Genomic DNA, 16,890 nt, shown 5'->3' on the forward strand with positions numbered 1-16,890 from the left:
GGCCGGGCTGCAGGGTCAGCAAGGCAAGCGTGTGGCGCGCTTGCCTGGCGGCGATATGGCCGGGCGCGAACTCCCTCAGATACTGGCCGGTATCGGCATCGAGGCCGGAGGCAAGGTCGACACAGAGTACGGTGCAGGCGCACTGCCGAACCTGGGCCAGCAGTTGCAGCAAGCGCAGCTCCGCAGCCGAGGCCTTGTCCGAGGGGCGCGGGCTCAGTCCTATTCCCAGCAGTGCATCGATGCACAGGTCCTGCGGTCCCAGATCGACGGGAGCGTCATGCAGCCACTGCACGCCAGCCTGCCTGGCCTTGTCCCGGGATATCTGTGCGTCGGATGGCAGCTCGGCAGGCGCGCGCACTTCGCTGACCATGATTTGCGCATGGGGCAGCATGGCTTTGAGCTGCGCTGCCGCCTCAAAGCCGTCGCCACCGTTGTTGCCCGGGCCGCAGACGATCCAGATGCGTTGTGCGTGCGGGGCTATTGCCAGCACCAGTTTTGCGATGGCAAGGCCTGCACGCTCCATCAGTTGGTGGGGAGGCAGGCGTCTGGCGCAATCCTGCTCAATCTGGCGCGTGGCGGCGGTGCTGAATAGCGGCCAGCCCTGGCCGGCAGCCATGGAAGCGGGCGGGGTGTCGGTTGGAGAAATGCGCAGCATGGTCCGAGGATAGCCTCAGACTGTGCATTTGTGGGTTTTGATGATTTTTGCCATGTAGCCCAATGACCATAGGCGGTTGTAGCTACAAAAATGGAAGTCAGACGCGATTGAGCGCTGTCTCTATGCCCGCGCTGATATTCAGTATGGCGTCGTCATGCAGGGCTGCATGCCAGATCATCAGGCCCATGGGGAGCTCGTTCGGGTTGTGGCACGGCAGTGACAGCGCGCAGCCATCCAGCATATTGACCACGCTGGTATTGCGCAGCAGCAGGCCGTTGATGCGGAAGAATTCTTCGTCATGCCTGAGGTCGGCTGCAGCATCGAAGCCGTTGGCCGGGGCGACGGATGCAATGGTGGGGGCGGTGATCGGCGTGGTCGGCGAGAGCAGGGCGTCATAGTCGGCAATGGCGCTCTCCATCCTGGCAATCCAGCGCTTGCGCGCGGCCAGCAGATCCAGATAGTCGGCAGCGCTCATGCTCGCGCCGCGCTCTATGCGCGAGCGCACCCGGGGATCGTAGAGCGCGGCCTTGGCGGGATCCTGCAGATGGTGCCGGTGCCAGGCATAGCTTTCGGTGGGGGAGAAGCCGCCGATGACGTTGATGCCGTCCAGCTCTTCCAGCTCGGGCAGGTCAATCCATTCGATCTGCGCGCCGCCGGCTTGCAGCTTGGCGATGCTGCGTTCAAAGGCGCTGCGCACGGCGGGTTCGATCTGTTCGAAGAACAGGGGGCGCGGCACTGCCAGGCGCCACTGGCTCAGGCTGCGCTCGTCCTTGGCGACCTTGCGCTCGGCCAGAATCTCGTGCAGCAGCACGGCATCGCGCACGCTGCGCGTAATGGCGCAGGCGGTGTCCAGTGTGGGCGAGAGTGGCACGGTTCCTTCGGTGGGAACCAGCCTGGCCGTGCTTTTGAAGCCCACCAGTCCATTGAGTGCAGCGGGAATGCGGATGGAGCCGCCGGTGTCCGAGCCCAGAGCCGCCCAGGCGGCGCCGCTGGCGACGGACACGGCGGCTCCTGACGAGGAGCCGCCCGGAATGCGGGCCGGCCATGTGGGCGCCAGCTGAGGATTGGCGGGGTGGCGGGCATCCAGCGCGGCAGGGGTGCCGAAATGCGGGTTCACGCCCACGCCGGAAAAAGCGAATTCGACCATATGGGTGCGGCCGATGATGGCAGCACCTGCCGCGCGCAGGCGGGCGACGGCCGTGGCGTCTGCTCGGGCGACAGGAGCATCCTGCAGTACCAGGGAGCTGGCGGCACTGCGCGCACCTTGGGTGTCAAACAAATCCTTGACCGAGATGGCCAGGCCGGCCAGGGGCGCAGTCGTTGGTGTTTCTGCGGCGGCCCAGCGTGCTTCGTCAAAGAAAGTCTGGCTGAAAACGTTGGCGCACAAGGGACTTTGCGCGGCAGCAATGCTCATTTGCATGAGGTTTGCGGCGCTTTGGCGGCCTTCGCGGATCTCGAGAGTGAGGTGACTGAGGTCGAGTTGCATGGCGATGTGCTAAACTTTTGGGGCTTTGCTAAGGGTTAGTCCGTGAGGGTTGACTTGAAAAGCTCTGAAAGTGGTTGATGCGATGGCGTTTTTGCACCTTGCAGCACCTGCTTTCAAGTCGGCAAGGCAAATAGCAAACCGGCCTATCCAAGGTGTTGCGATCGCTTTTCAAGGCGGCTGCAATCGTTGGGCCGGATTTTAGACCCAACCTTTGAGGTAATTAACATGGCAGTAACAATGCGCGAGATGCTGGAAGCCGGCGTCCACTTCGGTCACCAAACTCGTTTCTGGAATCCCAAGATGGCTCCGTTCATCTTCGGCGCCCGTAACAAGATCCACATCATCAACCTGGAAAAGTCCCTGCCGATGTTCCAGGAAGCCCAGAAGTTCGCCAAGCAGCTGACTGCTAACGGCGGCACCATCCTGATGGTGGGTACAAAGCGTCAAGCCCGCGAGCTGGTGGCCGAAGAAGCCAAGCGCGCTGGCGTGCCCTTCGTCGACCAGCGCTGGCTGGGCGGCATGCTGACCAACTTCAAGACCGTCAAGACCTCCATCAAGCGTCTGAAGGACATGAAGGCTCAGCAAGAAGCTGGTCTGGAATCCATGTCCAAGAAGGAACAGCTGATGTTCGTTCGCGAACTGGAAAAGCTGGAAAAGGACATTGGCGGCATTCAGGACATGAACGGCCTGCCCGACGCCATTTTCGTGATCGACGTGGGCTTCCACAAGATCGCTATCGCTGAAGCCAAGAAGCTGGGCATTCCCCTGATCGGCGTGGTTGACACCAACCACAACCCCGATGGCATCGACTACGTGATCCCTGGTAACGATGACTCCGCCAAGGCTGTGCAGCTGTACGCCCAAGGCATCGCCGACGCTATCCTGGAAGGCCGCGAAGCCCGTCTGAACGACGTGGTGAAGGCTGCTGCCGGCGAGAACGGCGACGAGTTCGTGGAAGTGGAAGAATCCGCCGCCTAAGCGAAGTCCGGCTGCGCGACCGCATCGCGAGAAAAAGCGGGGCTCTAGGTAGCCCCGTTTTTTTAGCCGGAATCCTGTAACGAATCGAACTGATACTGGAGAAATACGATGGCAATTACTGCAAGCATGGTCGCCGAACTGCGCGCCAAGACCGACGCTCCCATGATGGAATGCAAGAAGGCTCTGACCGAAGCTGATGGCGATATGGCCAAGGCTGAAGAGCTGCTGCGCGTCAAGCTGGGTACCAAGGCTGGCAAGGCCGCTTCCCGCGTGACTGCTGAAGGCGTTGTGGCTGCTTTCATCGAAGGCGGCAAGGGCGGCCTGATCGAAGTGAACAGCGAAACCGACTTCGTGTCCAAGAACGACAGCTTCCTGGCCATGGCCAACGCCGCTGCCAAGCTGGTCGCCGAGCACAACCCCGCTGACCTGGATGCCCTGGGCGCCCTGGCCTACGAACAAGACGGCTACGGCCCCACTCTGGAAGATGTGCGCAAGGGCCTGATCGGCAAGATCGGCGAGAACATGTCTTTCCGTCGCTTCAAGGCTTTCAACGGCGCTGGCCTGGCTGCCTACGTGCACGGCACCCGCATCGGCGTGGTGGTCGAGTTCGACGGCGACGCTGCTGCTGCCAAGGATGTGGCCATGCATGTGGCTGCCATGAAGCCCGTGGCCCTGACTTCCGCTGACGTGCCTGCCGAGCTGATCGCCAAGGAACGCGCAGTGGCCGAAGGCAAGGCTGCCGAATCCGGCAAGCCCGCCGACATCGTCGCCAAGATGGTGGAAGGTTCCGTTCAGAAGTACCTGAAGGAAGTGTCCCTGGCCGACCAGGTCTTCGTGAAGGCTGCCGACGGCAAGCAAACCGTGGCCCAGATGCTCAAGGCTGCCAACACCAATGTGAAGGCGTTCACGATGTTTGTCGTGGGTGAAGGCATCGAGAAGAAGACCGATGACTTCGCTGCTGAAGTGGCTGCCCAGGTGGCAGCAGCCAAGGCTGGTGCTTAAACCTAAGCCTTAGCAACAATCGCGGCCTAGAGCCGCGATTGATTTATTCCCCTCCCGTTTTCATACTTATTCAACTTCCACCGGAGAAACACCATGTCCAACGCCATTCCAGCCCACAAGCGCATCTTGCTCAAGCTGTCGGGGGAGGCGTTAATGGGAGATGACCAGTTCGGCATCAACCGTGCAACCATTGAGCGCATGGTTGCCGAGATCGTGGAAGTGACCAAGGTGGGTGTGCAGGTTGCCGTGGTGATCGGCGGCGGCAATATCTTCCGCGGCGTGGCAGGTGGTTCGGTCGGCATGGATCGTGCGACTGCAGACTATATGGGCATGCTGGCCACGGTGATGAATGCCCTGGCCCTGGCCGACGCCATGGACAAGCAAGGCCTGACGGCGCGCGTGATGTCGGCCATCGGTATCGAGCAGGTGGTGGAGCCCTATGTGCGCCCCAAGGCCCTGCAGTACCTCGAAGAGGGCAAGGTCGTGGTGTTCGCTGCCGGTACCGGCAACCCCTTCTTCACCACCGACACCGCAGCTGCGCTGCGCGGTGCCGAAATCGGTGCCGAAGTCGTGCTCAAAGCCACCAAGGTGGACGGCGTTTACACGGCCGACCCGGTCAAGGATCCCTCGGCCACACGCTACGACAAGCTGGCTTTCGATGAAGCCATCTCGCGTAACCTGGGCATCATGGATGCCACGGCTTTCGCGCTGTGCCGCGACCAGAAGCTGCCGATCCGCGTGTTCTCCATCGTCAAGCCCGGCGCACTCAAGCGCGTGGTCATGGGTGAAGACGAAGGCACTCTGGTGTACGCTTGAGCGTTTTGCCGCCCAATGCTCGCAAAGGAACAAGAACATGACGATCGCTGAAATCAAAAAGAACACCGAAACCAAGATGGGCCAGTCCATCGAGGCTTTGAAGAACAACCTGGCGCGCGTGCGCACCGGTCGTGCCAACCCCGCACTGCTGGACGCCATTCACGTCGAGTACTACGGCTCCATGGTGCCCCTGTCCCAGGTGGCCAATGTGTCCTTGCTGGACTCCCGCACCATCAGCGTGCAGCCCTGGGAAAAGAACATGGCTGCCAAGGTGGAAAAGGCCATTCGCGAAAGCGATCTGGGTCTGAATCCCGCCTCCATGGGTGACCTGATCCGCGTGCCCATGCCTCCCATGAGCGAAGAGCGCCGCAAGGAAATGACCAAGCTTGCCCGCAACGAAGGTGAGAACGGCAAGATTGCCATCCGCAACCTGCGCCGCGATGCCAATGAAAGCGTGAAGAAGCTGGTCAAGGACAAAGAGGCCTCTGAAGACGATCAGAAGCGCTCCGAAGCCGAAATCCAGAAGATCACCGACAAGCACATTGCCGAGGTCGACGCGCTGGTGTCGGCCAAGGAACAGGACATCATGGCGGTCTGAGTCTTCCCGAAGGACCTGCACTTTTGACATCCAAGAAAACCGGCGCGGTTCCGCGCCATATCGCCGTCATCATGGACGGCAACGGGCGGTGGGCCAAGCGCCGTCTGCTTCCACGTCTTGCAGGTCACAAGCAGGGCGTGGAGTCTCTGCGCCGCTGCGCTCGTGCCTGCGTCGAGCGTGGCGTGCAGGTGCTCACGGTATTTGCGTTTTCCTCCGAGAACTGGAGCAGGCCTCAGGAAGAGGTCTCAGGCCTCATGAGCCTGCTGGCCAATGCCTTGGCCAAGGAAGTTGCGCAACTCAGCCGCGACGGCGTGCGCCTGTACTTTGTCGGAGATCGTCAAGGTCTGAGCGACAAGGTCCGTGAGGGCCTGGCCGAGGCCGAGCGCATCACTGCGCACAACACGCGCCTGGTTCTCAATGTCTGCTTCAACTACGGTGGCCGCTGGGATATCGCGCAAGCAGCGCAGAAGCTGGTGGCCCAGGGTCTGGAGCTGAGCCCGGAGAATCTGGATAGGGCCATGGCCCTGGCGCATGTGCCGGATCCTGATCTGATGATCCGCACCGGCGGCGAAACCCGCATCAGCAATTTTCTGCTTTGGCAGGCTGCCTACACCGAGCTGTTCTTCAGCAATGCCCTGTGGCCTGATTTCGACGAGGCCGCTCTTGACGAGGCCATTGCCGTGTTTGGCGGTCGGGAGCGCCGTTTCGGCCAGACTTCAGAGCAGATTCAACCATCATCTGCCGTCACCCTGACGGCATAACCATAAGAGGTGCCATGCTCAAGCAGCGCGTCATCACCGCCTTGATTTTGCTGGCCATTTTGCTGCCTGCATTGTTTTATACGGCCAGCACCGTGCCTTTTTCGGCACTGATGCTGTTGTTCATGGCGGCTGGTGCCTGGGAGTGGGGGCGTCTTAACGGCTTCGGGCAGGCGGGCTCGCTGGGTCTGGGGGCTGTCTGTACGGCGCTATGCGCGGGCTCCTGGTGGGCCGGCTGGGTTGACCAGCCTCTGTCCATGGTGTGGCTGATTGCGGGTTGCCTCTGGGTGCTGGGGGGCGTGCTGCTGCTGCGCGCTGGCGTGACGGGCTGGCCGCATATTCCGGCTGCAGTCCGTCTGGTCGGCGGCGTGCTGGCATTGTGGCTGGCCTGGCTGGCCGTGGTGCAGGCGCGCAATATCGGCATCAACTTCCTGCTCTCGGTCCTGGTGCTGGTCTGGGTGGCCGATGTCTTTGCCTATTTTGCAGGTCGCACTTTCGGCCTGAAGTTCACCAAAAACAAGCTGGCTCCTTCCATCAGTCCCGGCAAGAGCTGGGAAGGTGTCTGGGGAGGCATGCTGGGGGTGGTTGTTCTGGCTCTGGTCTGGAGCTGGGCAGATCGCCGCTACGGCGCCAGTGTTCCCAGTTTCTATTCGGTGCTGCAGTCACGAGGGCTCTGGTTCCTGTTGCTGGCTGCGGTGTTTATGGCTGCGATGAGTGTGGTGGGCGACCTGGTCGAATCCCTCATCAAGCGCAGCGTCGGTGTCAAGGACAGCAGCGGCTTGCTGCCCGGCCATGGTGGTGTCCTGGATCGCATTGATGCCCTCCTGCCCACACTGCCGTTGGCGATGATGCTCTCATCCTTTGTGCATCCATGAAGCAGAAAATCACGGTTCTGGGTTCTACCGGTTCCATCGGAACCAATACCCTGGATGTGGTGGCGCGCCACCCTGATCAATACGAAATCTTCGCGCTGAGTGCTGCCACGCAAGTGGATTTGATGCTCAGTCAATGCGCGCAGTTCAAGCCACAGTTCGCCGTGATGGCCAGTGCGCCCCATGCACAGCAACTGGCTGAGAAGATCAAGTTGCACGGACTTCAGACACAGGTCCTTCAAGAACGGAATGCTCTTGAAGTGATAGCGTCTCATCCTGATGTCGATGCGGTCATGGGGGCGATTGTCGGTGCGGCCGGACTGGCCCCCTGCCTGGCAGCGGCCAGAGCGGGCAAGCGCCTGCTCCTGGCCAACAAGGAAGCCCTGGTGGTGGGCGGTGCGCTGTTCATGGACACCGTCAAGCGTCATGGCGCCACATTGCTGCCCATCGATAGCGAGCACTCCGCCATCTTCCAGTGCCTGCCCGAAGACAGCAGCACCTGGGCCGAGCGTGTCGACTCCTTGCTGCTGACGGCCTCGGGCGGTCCGTTCCGCCAACGCGACCCGGCGACACTGTCTGAAATCACTCCCGAGCAGGCTTGCTCGCATCCCAACTTCTCCATGGGGCGCAAGATCTCGGTGGACTCCGCCACCATGATGAACAAGGCGCTGGAGGTGATCGAGGCGCGCTGGCTGTTCGATATGGCGCCCGAGAAGATCAAGGTGGTGATTCATCCGCAGCAGATCGTGCACTCCATGGTGCAGTTCAAGGATTCGTCGGTGCTCGCTCAACTGGGAACGCCCGATATGCGGGTGCCGATTGCCTGCGGTCTGGCCTGGCCCGAGCGCATCGAGAGCGGCGCGCCGGTGCTGGATTTTGCCAAGCTGGCAGCACTGACCTTCGAGGAGGCGGATGCGCATCGCTTTCCCGGCCTGCATCTGTCCTGGCAGGCACTACGCGCGCCCGAAGGTACGACCACGGTGCTCAACGCCGCAAACGAAGTGGCGGTTGCCGCCTTTCTGGAGCGTCGCCTGTCGTTTGACCGCATTCATGCCGTCAACCTGCAGACGCTGGAATCGGTGCAACCGGGCTCCGTGAGCAGTCTTGAAGACCTGATGGCCCTCGATGCGCGAGCACGCGAGAGCGCTGCCGCCATAGCCGGCCAGTGGGCGCGCTGAACGGGCGCGAAGTGCGGGTGCTTGCAGGGCGGCGGTTGAACTTGCGGCCTGGCGCACACTCCAAGCATCGATTGGCAAAAAGGAGTTTCAGGTGTTGCTGACAGTTGTGGCTTTCATCGTGGCGCTCGGCGTTCTGATTGCGGTGCATGAGTGGGGCCACTATCGCGTCGCCGTGGCCTGCGGTGTCAAGGTGCTGCGTTACTCCGTGGGCTTTGGCAAGCCGTTGTTGCGCTGGGTCGGCAAGAAGTCGGGCACCGAGTATGTGATCGCGGCGCTGCCTCTGGGTGGCTATGTGCGCATGCTTGACGAGCGCGAGGGCACGGTCAGGCTCGAGGAAAAGCATCTGGCCTTCAACAACCAGCCTTTGCGTTCACGTGCAGCCATTGTTGCAGCGGGGCCGGCAGCCAATCTGGTGCTGGCCGTGGCGTTGCTGACCGTGGTCAACTGGGTGGGAACGAATGAGCCTGCAGCCCGGCTTGCCGCGCCTGCGGCTGGCAGCTTGCTGCAGCAAGCCGGTATTCAAAGTGGCGACTGGGTGCAGCGTGCCTCCGTGGGAGGCCAGCAGTGGCAGCCTGTGCGTGCCCTGGGTGATTTGCGCTGGCTGGTGACGACGGCGGCCATTGAAGGCGAGTCCCTGCAGCTGGAAGTGGCTGACCAGGCACATGGCGCGGCGCGCATCGTGCCCCTGAATCTCGCTTCTTTGCAACAAAAGGAACCAGATGCAGCTTTCTTTGACAAGGTAGGGCTGCAGGGAGCCTGGAGTCGTGCGGTCATTGACGAGATTGTCGCAGGCGGCCCGGCAGACAAGGCGGGCCTGCAAAAAGGCGATGTGCTGCTCAGCATCAATGCTCAGGCAGTCCAGGATGGCGCGCAGGCGCGTGCCCTGATTCGCGCCTCGGGGCAGACCGGCCAGGTGCAGCATCAGGCATGGGTGGTGGAGCGCGCGGGCCAGCCTCTGAATCTGCAGGTGCAGCCGGAAATAGTACCTGGCAAGGACGGTCAGGCGCCTGCGGCACGCGTGAATGCCTTCATCGGCAGCCAGCCGGAAATGGTGCTGGTGCGCCGCGGCTTTCTCGATGGACTGAGTGCCGGTGTGCACAAGACCTGGGAGCTGTCCTCCATGACGCTGCGCATGATGGGGCGCATGCTGATCGGCCAGGCCTCGCTCAAAAATATCAGCGGCCCTCTGACGATCGCCGATTACGCGGGCAAGTCCGCCAGCATGGGGCTGGTGCAATACCTGTCGTTTCTCGCCTTGATCAGCATCAGCCTGGGCGTTCTCAACCTGCTACCATTGCCCGTTCTGGACGGTGGGCACCTGATGTATTATCTTTGGGAAGGTCTGACGGGACGTGGTGTCTCTGATGTCTGGGCTGAAAGACTGCAGCGTGCAGGCATCGCAGTCATACTGCTGATGATGTCAGTCGCCTTTTTCAACGATATCAACCGGCTCTGGGGCTAATTTTTATCGCTACGGTAGGCCGCATTCGCGGCGATTTCCACTCATGAAAAAACATTTCAATCGCTTGGGCGTGCGCTCTGCAACTGCCCTGGCTGCTATGGTTTTAGCTGCGCAAGCGGCATGGGCGCTGGAGCCCTTCAAGGTTCAAGATATCCGCGTCGAGGGTTTGCAGCGAGTGGAGCCCGGTACGGTGTTCGCTTCCATGCCTTTGCGCGTGGGTGATGACTACAACGACGAGAAGGGCGCAGCGGCCATCCGTTCGCTGTTTGCACTGGGTCTGTTCAAGGACGTGCGTCTGGAGGCCAATGGCAATGTGCTGGTAGTGGTCGTGGAAGAGCGTCCCACCATTGCCGAGGTGAACTTTGCCGGCACCAAGGAGTTCGACAAGGACACCTTGCTCAAGGCCATGCGCGATGTGGGTCTGGCCGACGGCCGCCCCTTCGACAAGGCCTTGGCCGACCGTGCCGAGCAGGAGCTCAAGCGCCAGTACATCAACCGCAGCCTGTACGGCGCGGAGGTTGTGACCACGGTGACGCCTATCGAGCGCAACCGTGTGAACCTGACTTTCACCGTCTCGGAAGGCGAGCCCGCGAAGATCAACGAAATCCACATTGTGGGCAACAAGGCCTTCAAGGAATCCACGCTCAAGGACCTGTTCGACCAGGACACTGGCAACTGGATGAGCTGGTATACCAAGTCCGACCGCTACGCGCGCAACAAGCTCAATGCCGATCTGGAGTCGCTGCGCTCCTACTATCTGCAGCGCGGCTATCTGGAGTTCCGCGTGGAGTCCACGCAGGTCGCCATTTCTCCCGACAAGCAGAGCATCGGCCTGACCGTGAACATTCACGAAGGCAACCAGTATGTGGTCTCGGGCGTGAAGCTCGAAGGCAACTACCTGGATCGCGACGACGAGTTCAAGTCGCTGGTCAAGATCAAGCCCGGCGAGCCTTATAACGCCGACCAGGTTTCCGAGACCATCAAGGCTTTTACCGACTATTACAGCAATTTCGGTTTTGCTTTCGCCAAGGTGGAAGCCGTGCCCGACATCGATCGCGCCAACAACCGTGTGTCCCTAGTGCTGCAGGCCCAGCCTTCGCGCCGTGCCTATATCCGTCGCATCAGCGTCAGCGGCAACAACAAGACCCGCGACGAAGTGATTCGCCGCGAGTTCCGCCAGTTCGAAGCCTCCTGGTATGACGGCCAGAAGATCAAGCTGTCGCGCGACCGCGTCGACCGTCTGGGCTTCTTCACCCAAGTTGAAATCGAAACCCAGGAAGTGCCGGGTTCTCCCGACCAGGTTGATCTGATGATCAATGTGGTGGAAAAGCCCACGGGCTCGATCCAGCTGGGTGCCGGTTTCTCCAGCGCCGAAAAGGTCTCGCTGTCCTTCGGTATCAAGCAGGAAAACGTTTTCGGCTCGGGCAACTATCTGGGCCTGGACATCAACACCAGCAAATACAACCGCACCATGGTGGTGTCGACCACGAATCCCTATTTCACGGATACGGGTATTTCGCGCACCTATGACCTGTACTACCGCACCATCCGTCCCTACTACGACGATGGCGCCTACAAGATCATCACCAAGGGTGCAAGCGTGCGTTTCGGCGTGCCCTTCAGCGAAGTGGACACCATCTTCTTCGGTGCCGGTGTCGAAGGCAATGAAATCAAGCCGGGCACCTATATGCCCGAGGTCTACAACGAATATTGCGGCGGCGCTGTCGGTGCGAATGTCGGTTGCTCCAAGACCGGTATTCCCCTGACGCTGGGCTGGTCTCGCGATAATCGCGACAGCGCACTGGCTCCGAATGCCGGCCGCTATCAGCGCGTGAATCTGGAAGCCTCGTTCATGAGCGATATGCGCTATGCGAAGGCCAACTACCAGATTCAGCAATATATCCCGCTGAACAAGAAGTACACGATCGCCCTGAACGGCGAGCTGGGCTGGGGCAAGGGCCTGGGCGGCAATCCCTATCCCATCTTCAAGAACTTCTATTCGGGCGGTCTGGGCTCGGTGCGCGGCTTCGAGCAAGGCTCTCTGGGCAAGCACGATTCCGTGAACACCAATCTGGCCCTGGGCGGTACCCGCAAGCTGACCTTGAACGGCGAATTCATGGTTCCATTCCCCGGAGCGGGCAACGACAGAACCCTGCGTCTGTTCGGCTTTGTGGACGTGGGTAATGTGTGGGCGGAAGGTGAAAGCATGGATCTGGGGACCCTGCGTGCTTCCACCGGTATCGGTATCAGCTGGATTTCGCCGCTGGGTCCTTTGCGTTTGGCGTATGCTCAGCCAATCCGTAAGGAAACCGGCGATAGAATCCAGAAACTGCAATTCCAAATCGGAACATCTTTCTAATGAAATCTCTCTCTAGCCATCTTTCTCTGGCTGTGCTGCTTGGCGCCATGGCCGTCTCTGCGCATGCACAGGAATTCAAGGCAGGTTTTGTGAACACGGATCGCATCTTCCGTGAGGCATCCGCTGCCAAGGCTGCCCAAGCCAAGCTTGAGCAGGAGTTTTCTAAGCGTGAAAAGGATTTGGTCGATCAGGGCAATTCCTTGAAGACTGCTTCGGACAAGTTCGAGCGTGAAGCCACCACCATGTCTGAAAGCCAGCGCGCTTCGCGCCAGCGTCAGCTGGTGGATCAGGATCGTGAATTCCAGCGCAAGCGCCGCGAATTCCAGGAAGACCTGAACGCCCGCAAGAACGAAGAGCTGGCCACGGTGCTCGACCGTGCCAACAAGGTTGTCAAGCAAGTGGCCGAGGCTGAAAAGTACGACGTCATCCTGCAAGAGGCCGTGTATATCAACCCCAAGTTCGATATCACCGACAAGGTCATCAAGGCCCTGAACGGCGCAAAGTAATCCCAGGGATACTTTTGTGAGCGTTCTATTGGGACAGATTCTCGATGCGCTCGGTGGAGAACTGATCGGCGGCGAGCGCGAGATGACCATCTCGCGCATCGCTCCGCTGGACTCTGCGGGTCACGGTGATCTGAGCTTCTTAAGCAATCCCCGCTATCGCCAGCAACTGGCCGCCTCACAGGCGGCCTGTGTCATTGTGGCGCCGGCGCTGCGCGATGAGGCTGCCCAGCGCGGTGCCTGCATTGTCACGGCCGATCCCTATGCCTATTTCGCGCGTGCCACCCAGTGGTGGAAGGCGCATCAGCAAGGCGGCAGGCCCAGCGGCATTCATGCCAGCGCCGTGGTGGATGCCACGGCCCAGGTGCATGCCAGTGCCTATGTGGGTCCGCAGTGCGTGGTGGAGGCGGGCGCCGTCATCGGTGCCGATACGGTGCTGAAGTCGCGCGTCACCATAGGCCAGGGCTGTGTGGTGGGCGAGCGCTGCATCGTGCATCCGGGCGTGGTCATCGGAGCCGACGGTTTCGGCTTTGCGCCATCGGCCGGCCGATGGGAGAAGATCGAGCAGCTGGGGGCCGTGCGCATCGGCAACGATGTGGAAATCGGCGCCAACACCTGCGTGGATCGTGGGGCACTCGACGACACCATCATCGAAGACGGTGTCAAGATCGATAATCTCGTGCAGATTGCCCACAATGTTCATATTGGCGCGCATACGGTGATTGCCGGCAATACCGGTATTGCGGGCAGTGCGCGCATTGGCAGGCACTGCCAGATCGGTGGGGCGGCCAATATCCTGGGGCATTTGACGATTGCGGACGGTACGGTGATTTCGCCGACCTCCATGGTCACTCGCTCCTTGCCCAAGGCAGGTTTTTATACAGGCATCTTTCCGTTGCAAGAAAACGAGCAATGGGAAAAGAACGCTGCAACCTTCAGGCAGTTGTACACGCTCCGGGAGCGGGTCAAGAAGCTTGAACAAGCGCTGGCTGAGGGCCGGCAAAGCAACAACGGAAATTGATGATGGATATTCAAGAAATTCTCAAGCAACTGCCTCACCGCTATCCCTTTCTTCTGGTGGACCGGGTGCTGGAGCTTGAGCGCAACACACGCATCAAGGCGATCAAGAACGTCACCTTCAACGAGCCGTTCTTCACCGGGCACTTCCCCGGTCGTCCCGTCATGCCCGGCGTGCTGATTCTTGAAGCTCTGGCCCAGGCCGCCGGCCTGCTGGCTTTCGATGCCATGGGTCAGGTGCCCGACGAAAACAATATCTACTACTTCGTGGGTATCGACTCGGCGCGCTTCAAGCGCCCCGTGGTGCCGGGAGACCAACTGGCCCTGGAGATCACCATCGACCGCGTGCGCGGCGGCATCTGGAAGTTCAACGCCGTTGCCAGCGTGGATGGCGAAGTGGCTGCCGAAGCCCAGCTGATGTGCACCATGCGTCACGTGGGATAAGCATTGATGGCGGCTGTGAGCTTGATTCATCCCACCGCCCTGGTGGACCCCGCGGCCCAGCTCGACACCTCGGTGTCGGTGGGGCCGTATGCCGTCATCGGCCCCAGGGTGCGCATTGGCGCCGGCAGCAAGGTGGGCGCGCATTGCGTGATCGAGGGCGACACCACGATTGGTGAAGACAACCACATCTTCCAGTTCGCATCGCTGGGTGCGCAGCCCCAGGACAAGAAGTACGCGGGCGAGCCCACGCGGCTGGTGATGGGCGACCGCAACACGGTGCGCGAGTTCTGTACCTTCAACACGGGCACCACGCAGGACCGCGGCGAGACCACCATCGGCAATGACAACTGGATCATGGCCTATGTGCACATCGCGCATGACTGCGTCATCGGCAACCAGACCACACTGGCCAACAACACCACGCTGGCAGGCCATGTGCATGTCGGCGACTGGGTGACCATCGGCGGGCTGACCGGCGTGCTGCAACGCATGCGCATCGGCGCGCACGCCATGGTGGGCTTTCAGGCCCATGTGAACAAGGATGTGCCTCCCTTCATGACGGTGGACGGCAATCCGCTGGCCGCGCGCAGCGTGAATCTGATCGGTCTCAAGCGCCGCGGTTTCTCGGATGCGCGTATTGCCGCGGTGCGCGAGATGCACAAGCTGCTGTACCGCCAGGGCCTGACGCTGGAGCAGGCCATTGCGGCCATGGATGCGATCAAGTCGGCAACGCCCGAAGCCGTGCAGGATGTGGACTTCATGCAGTCCTTTCTGGCATCGGCGACCAGTGGCATCACACGTTGATAGCAGCTTGCGCTGTCTCCATCTGGATTTGAGTCGTGAATAGCTCTGAAATGCCTAACAAGCAAGCGCAAGCTGCTGCAGATTCCGTAGCGCCCCGCATCGCCATGGTGGCGGGCGAGGCCTCGGGCGATCTGCTGGCTTCGCTGTTGCTCGACGGTCTGCGTCAGCGCTGGCCTGATGCAAGCTCCATGGGGATCGGCGGCGACAGGATGCAGGAGCGAGGCTTTGACGCCTGGTGGCAGTCCGAGCGTCTGGCCGTGCACGGCTACAGCTGGGAAGTGCTGGCCCGCGTGGCCGAGCTGCTCGGAATTCGCAAAAAGCTGCGTCAGCGCCTGATTGCGCATCCGCCCTCGGTCTTCGTGGGCGTGGATGCACCTGACTTCAACCTGGGGCTGGAAACCGGCTTGCGCGAAGCGGGCATCAAGACCGTGCATTTTGTCTGCCCTTCGATCTGGGCCTGGCGTGCTGATCGCGTGGAGAAAATCCGCCGCGCGGCCGACCATGTACTGTGCATCTTTCCGTTCGAGCCCGAACTGTTGGCCCAGCATGGCATCGAAGCCACTTACGTCGGCCATCCGCTGGCGCAGGTGATTCCCTTGCATCCCGACAGAGCGGCTGCGCGTGCGCGCCTGGGCCTGGCCGAAGAGGGTCTGGTGCTGGCCTTGCTGCCTGGCAGCCGCCGCTCCGAGGTGCGCTATATCGCCTCGGGCTTTTTCAAGGCGGCAGCGCTGGTCCGCAAGGCGTTGCCGCAGACCCGGATCGTGGTGCCGGCCGTGCCTTCCCTGTACGAGGAGGTGCAGCGCATCGCCGCCGAGGCAGGCATGCAGGAGCAATGCCTCATCGTCAAGGGGCAGTCCCACGATGTGCTGGCTGCCTGCGACTGCACGCTGATTGCCAGCGGCACCGCCACGCTGGAGGCCGCGCTCTACAAGCGCCCCATGGTCATCAGCTACAGCATGCACCCCTGGAGCTGGCGCCTTATGAAGCGCAAGCAACTGCAGCCCTGGGTGGGGCTGCCCAATATTCTGTGCGGCAACTTCGTCGTGCCCGAGCTGCTGCAGGATGCGGCAACGCCCGAGGCACTGGCCCAGGCCGCGCTGGGCTGGCTCAGAGCCAGCCAGGATTCTCCTGCCACCATTGAAGCGCTGGTTGAGCGCTTCACCGCGCTACATCACGAACTGCGCCGCGATACCGCCGAACTGGCTGCCCATGCGATCCAAAAAATCATTGCCACCCCCGCTGCTTGAGCAAGGCTGCCTGCCCTGGCATCCGCCCGGGCTGGTTGCCGGGGTGGATGAGGCAGGGCGCGGCCCGCTGGCCGGCCCGGTGGTGGCGGCTGCCGTCATTCTGGACGACATGAAGCCCATTGCCGGGCTGAACGATTCCAAGAAGCTCACGGCGAACCGCCGCGAGGTGCTCTACGACGAGATCCGCGCCAAGGCGCTGTGCTTTTGCATAGCGCAGGCCTCGGTTCAGGAAATCGACGAGATCAACATTCTCAAGGCCACGCTGCTGGCCATGCGCCGCGCAGTGATGGGCTTGCGCCTCAAGCCCGTGCTGGTGCTGGTGGATGGCAACCAGTTGCCTCAGATCGATGTGCAGGCCGAGGCCATTGTCAAGGGTGACTCGCTGGTGCAGGCCATTTCTGCAGCGTCCATCTTGGCCAAGGTCACGCGCGACCGCTGGTGCGAGCGCCTGGACGCCCAGTATCCGCAGTACGGCTTTGCCGGACACAAGGGCTATGGCACGGCCGCGCATCTGCAGGCCTTGCGCGCCCATGGTGCAACGGCCGAGCACAGGCGCTCCTTTGCACCCGTGGCCCAGGTGCTGCAAGCCGGCCAGGTGTGTGCGGGCGGCACGGCCCAGCCCGTGCTGTGCGAGACCGGGCTGTCGGGGGTGACTTCCAGCCTGCAGATGTCGCAGGCTTTGCTCTACGTCTGATGCGCGCCTGATGGTCG

Annotated in this window: 17 protein-coding genes; 15 read left to right on the forward strand and 2 right to left on the reverse strand. The window is 61.4% G+C overall.

What is annotated here, in order from left to right:
- The coding region (locus ACLBXN_RS08610; RefSeq protein WP_447611828.1) for an NAD(P)H-hydrate epimerase at positions 1-655 on the reverse strand (655 nt) is incomplete at its 3' end.
- A 97-nt stretch (positions 656-752) separates the two neighbouring features.
- Positions 753-2,141: an amidase gene (locus ACLBXN_RS08615; RefSeq protein ID WP_447611829.1), complete on the reverse strand. Its 1,389-nt coding sequence runs from the start codon at positions 2,139-2,141 to the stop codon at positions 753-755.
- Positions 2,142-2,366: 225 nt separating this feature from the next.
- Here ACLBXN_RS08615 and rpsB point away from each other — a divergent pair, with 225 nt between their 5' ends.
- From rpsB to rnhB, 15 genes are all read left to right on the forward strand, one after another.
- Positions 2,367-3,119 carry a 30S ribosomal protein S2 gene (rpsB, locus tag ACLBXN_RS08620; protein ID WP_003067383.1) on the forward strand — a complete coding sequence of 251 codons (753 nt, stop codon included), beginning with the start codon at positions 2,367-2,369 and terminating at the stop codon, positions 3,117-3,119.
- A gap of 108 nt (positions 3,120-3,227) precedes the next feature.
- On the forward strand, positions 3,228-4,121 hold the full coding sequence (gene tsf, locus ACLBXN_RS08625; protein WP_003053404.1) for a translation elongation factor Ts: 894 nt from the start codon (positions 3,228-3,230) through the stop codon (positions 4,119-4,121).
- Positions 4,122-4,214: 93 nt separating this feature from the next.
- The gene (pyrH, locus tag ACLBXN_RS08630; protein WP_003053409.1) at positions 4,215-4,937 is read left to right on the forward strand and encodes a UMP kinase; all 723 of its coding nucleotides are present in this window, start codon (positions 4,215-4,217) and stop codon (positions 4,935-4,937) included.
- A gap of 37 nt (positions 4,938-4,974) precedes the next feature.
- Positions 4,975-5,535, forward strand: coding sequence for a ribosome recycling factor (frr, locus tag ACLBXN_RS08635; protein ID WP_043009318.1), 561 nt, complete (start codon positions 4,975-4,977; stop codon positions 5,533-5,535).
- 23 nt (positions 5,536-5,558) lie between these two features.
- Complete coding sequence (gene uppS / locus ACLBXN_RS08640) at positions 5,559-6,296, forward strand: polyprenyl diphosphate synthase (RefSeq protein WP_407713628.1); 738 nt, start codon at positions 5,559-5,561, stop codon at positions 6,294-6,296.
- Between the two features lie 14 nt (positions 6,297-6,310).
- A complete protein-coding gene (locus ACLBXN_RS08645; protein WP_447611830.1) occupies positions 6,311-7,168 on the forward strand; it encodes a phosphatidate cytidylyltransferase in 858 nt (285 codons plus the stop codon).
- On the forward strand, positions 7,165-8,343 hold the full coding sequence (gene ispC / locus ACLBXN_RS08650; RefSeq protein ID WP_043009324.1) for a 1-deoxy-D-xylulose-5-phosphate reductoisomerase: 1,179 nt from the start codon (positions 7,165-7,167) through the stop codon (positions 8,341-8,343). Before ACLBXN_RS08645 ends, ispC begins: the two co-directional genes overlap by 4 nt.
- A 91-nt stretch (positions 8,344-8,434) precedes the next feature.
- Positions 8,435-9,805, forward strand: a complete 1,371-nt coding sequence (gene rseP / locus ACLBXN_RS08655; RefSeq protein WP_447611831.1) for an RIP metalloprotease RseP — start codon at positions 8,435-8,437, stop codon at positions 9,803-9,805.
- A 43-nt stretch (positions 9,806-9,848) separates the two neighbouring features.
- Positions 9,849-12,164: an outer membrane protein assembly factor BamA gene (gene bamA / locus ACLBXN_RS08660; RefSeq protein WP_211458689.1), complete on the forward strand. Its 2,316-nt coding sequence runs from the start codon at positions 9,849-9,851 to the stop codon at positions 12,162-12,164.
- Positions 12,164-12,670: an OmpH family outer membrane protein gene (locus ACLBXN_RS08665; protein WP_003053423.1), complete on the forward strand. Its 507-nt coding sequence runs from the start codon at positions 12,164-12,166 to the stop codon at positions 12,668-12,670. Before bamA ends, ACLBXN_RS08665 begins: the two co-directional genes overlap by 1 nt.
- A 16-nt stretch (positions 12,671-12,686) precedes the next feature.
- Positions 12,687-13,688, forward strand: a complete 1,002-nt coding sequence (gene lpxD / locus ACLBXN_RS08670) for a UDP-3-O-(3-hydroxymyristoyl)glucosamine N-acyltransferase (protein ID WP_043009330.1) — start codon at positions 12,687-12,689, stop codon at positions 13,686-13,688.
- Entirely contained in the window at positions 13,688-14,128 is a 441-nt protein-coding gene (fabZ, locus tag ACLBXN_RS08675) for a 3-hydroxyacyl-ACP dehydratase FabZ (RefSeq protein WP_003053425.1), read from the forward strand. The genes lpxD and fabZ overlap by 1 nt, the downstream gene beginning before the upstream one ends.
- A 15-nt stretch (positions 14,129-14,143) precedes the next feature.
- On the forward strand, positions 14,144-14,932 hold the full coding sequence (lpxA, locus tag ACLBXN_RS08680; protein ID WP_211458691.1) for an acyl-ACP--UDP-N-acetylglucosamine O-acyltransferase: 789 nt from the start codon (positions 14,144-14,146) through the stop codon (positions 14,930-14,932).
- A 50-nt stretch (positions 14,933-14,982) separates the two neighbouring features.
- On the forward strand, positions 14,983-16,179 hold the full coding sequence (gene lpxB, locus ACLBXN_RS08685) for a lipid-A-disaccharide synthase (protein WP_447611855.1): 1,197 nt from the start codon (positions 14,983-14,985) through the stop codon (positions 16,177-16,179).
- Complete coding sequence (rnhB, locus tag ACLBXN_RS08690; RefSeq protein WP_167003313.1) at positions 16,142-16,873, forward strand: ribonuclease HII; 732 nt, start codon at positions 16,142-16,144, stop codon at positions 16,871-16,873. The genes lpxB and rnhB overlap by 38 nt, the downstream gene beginning before the upstream one ends.
- The last annotated feature ends 17 nt before the right edge of the window (positions 16,874-16,890 follow it).

The sequence above is a fragment of the Comamonas sp. C24C genome (genome assembly GCF_053345995.1).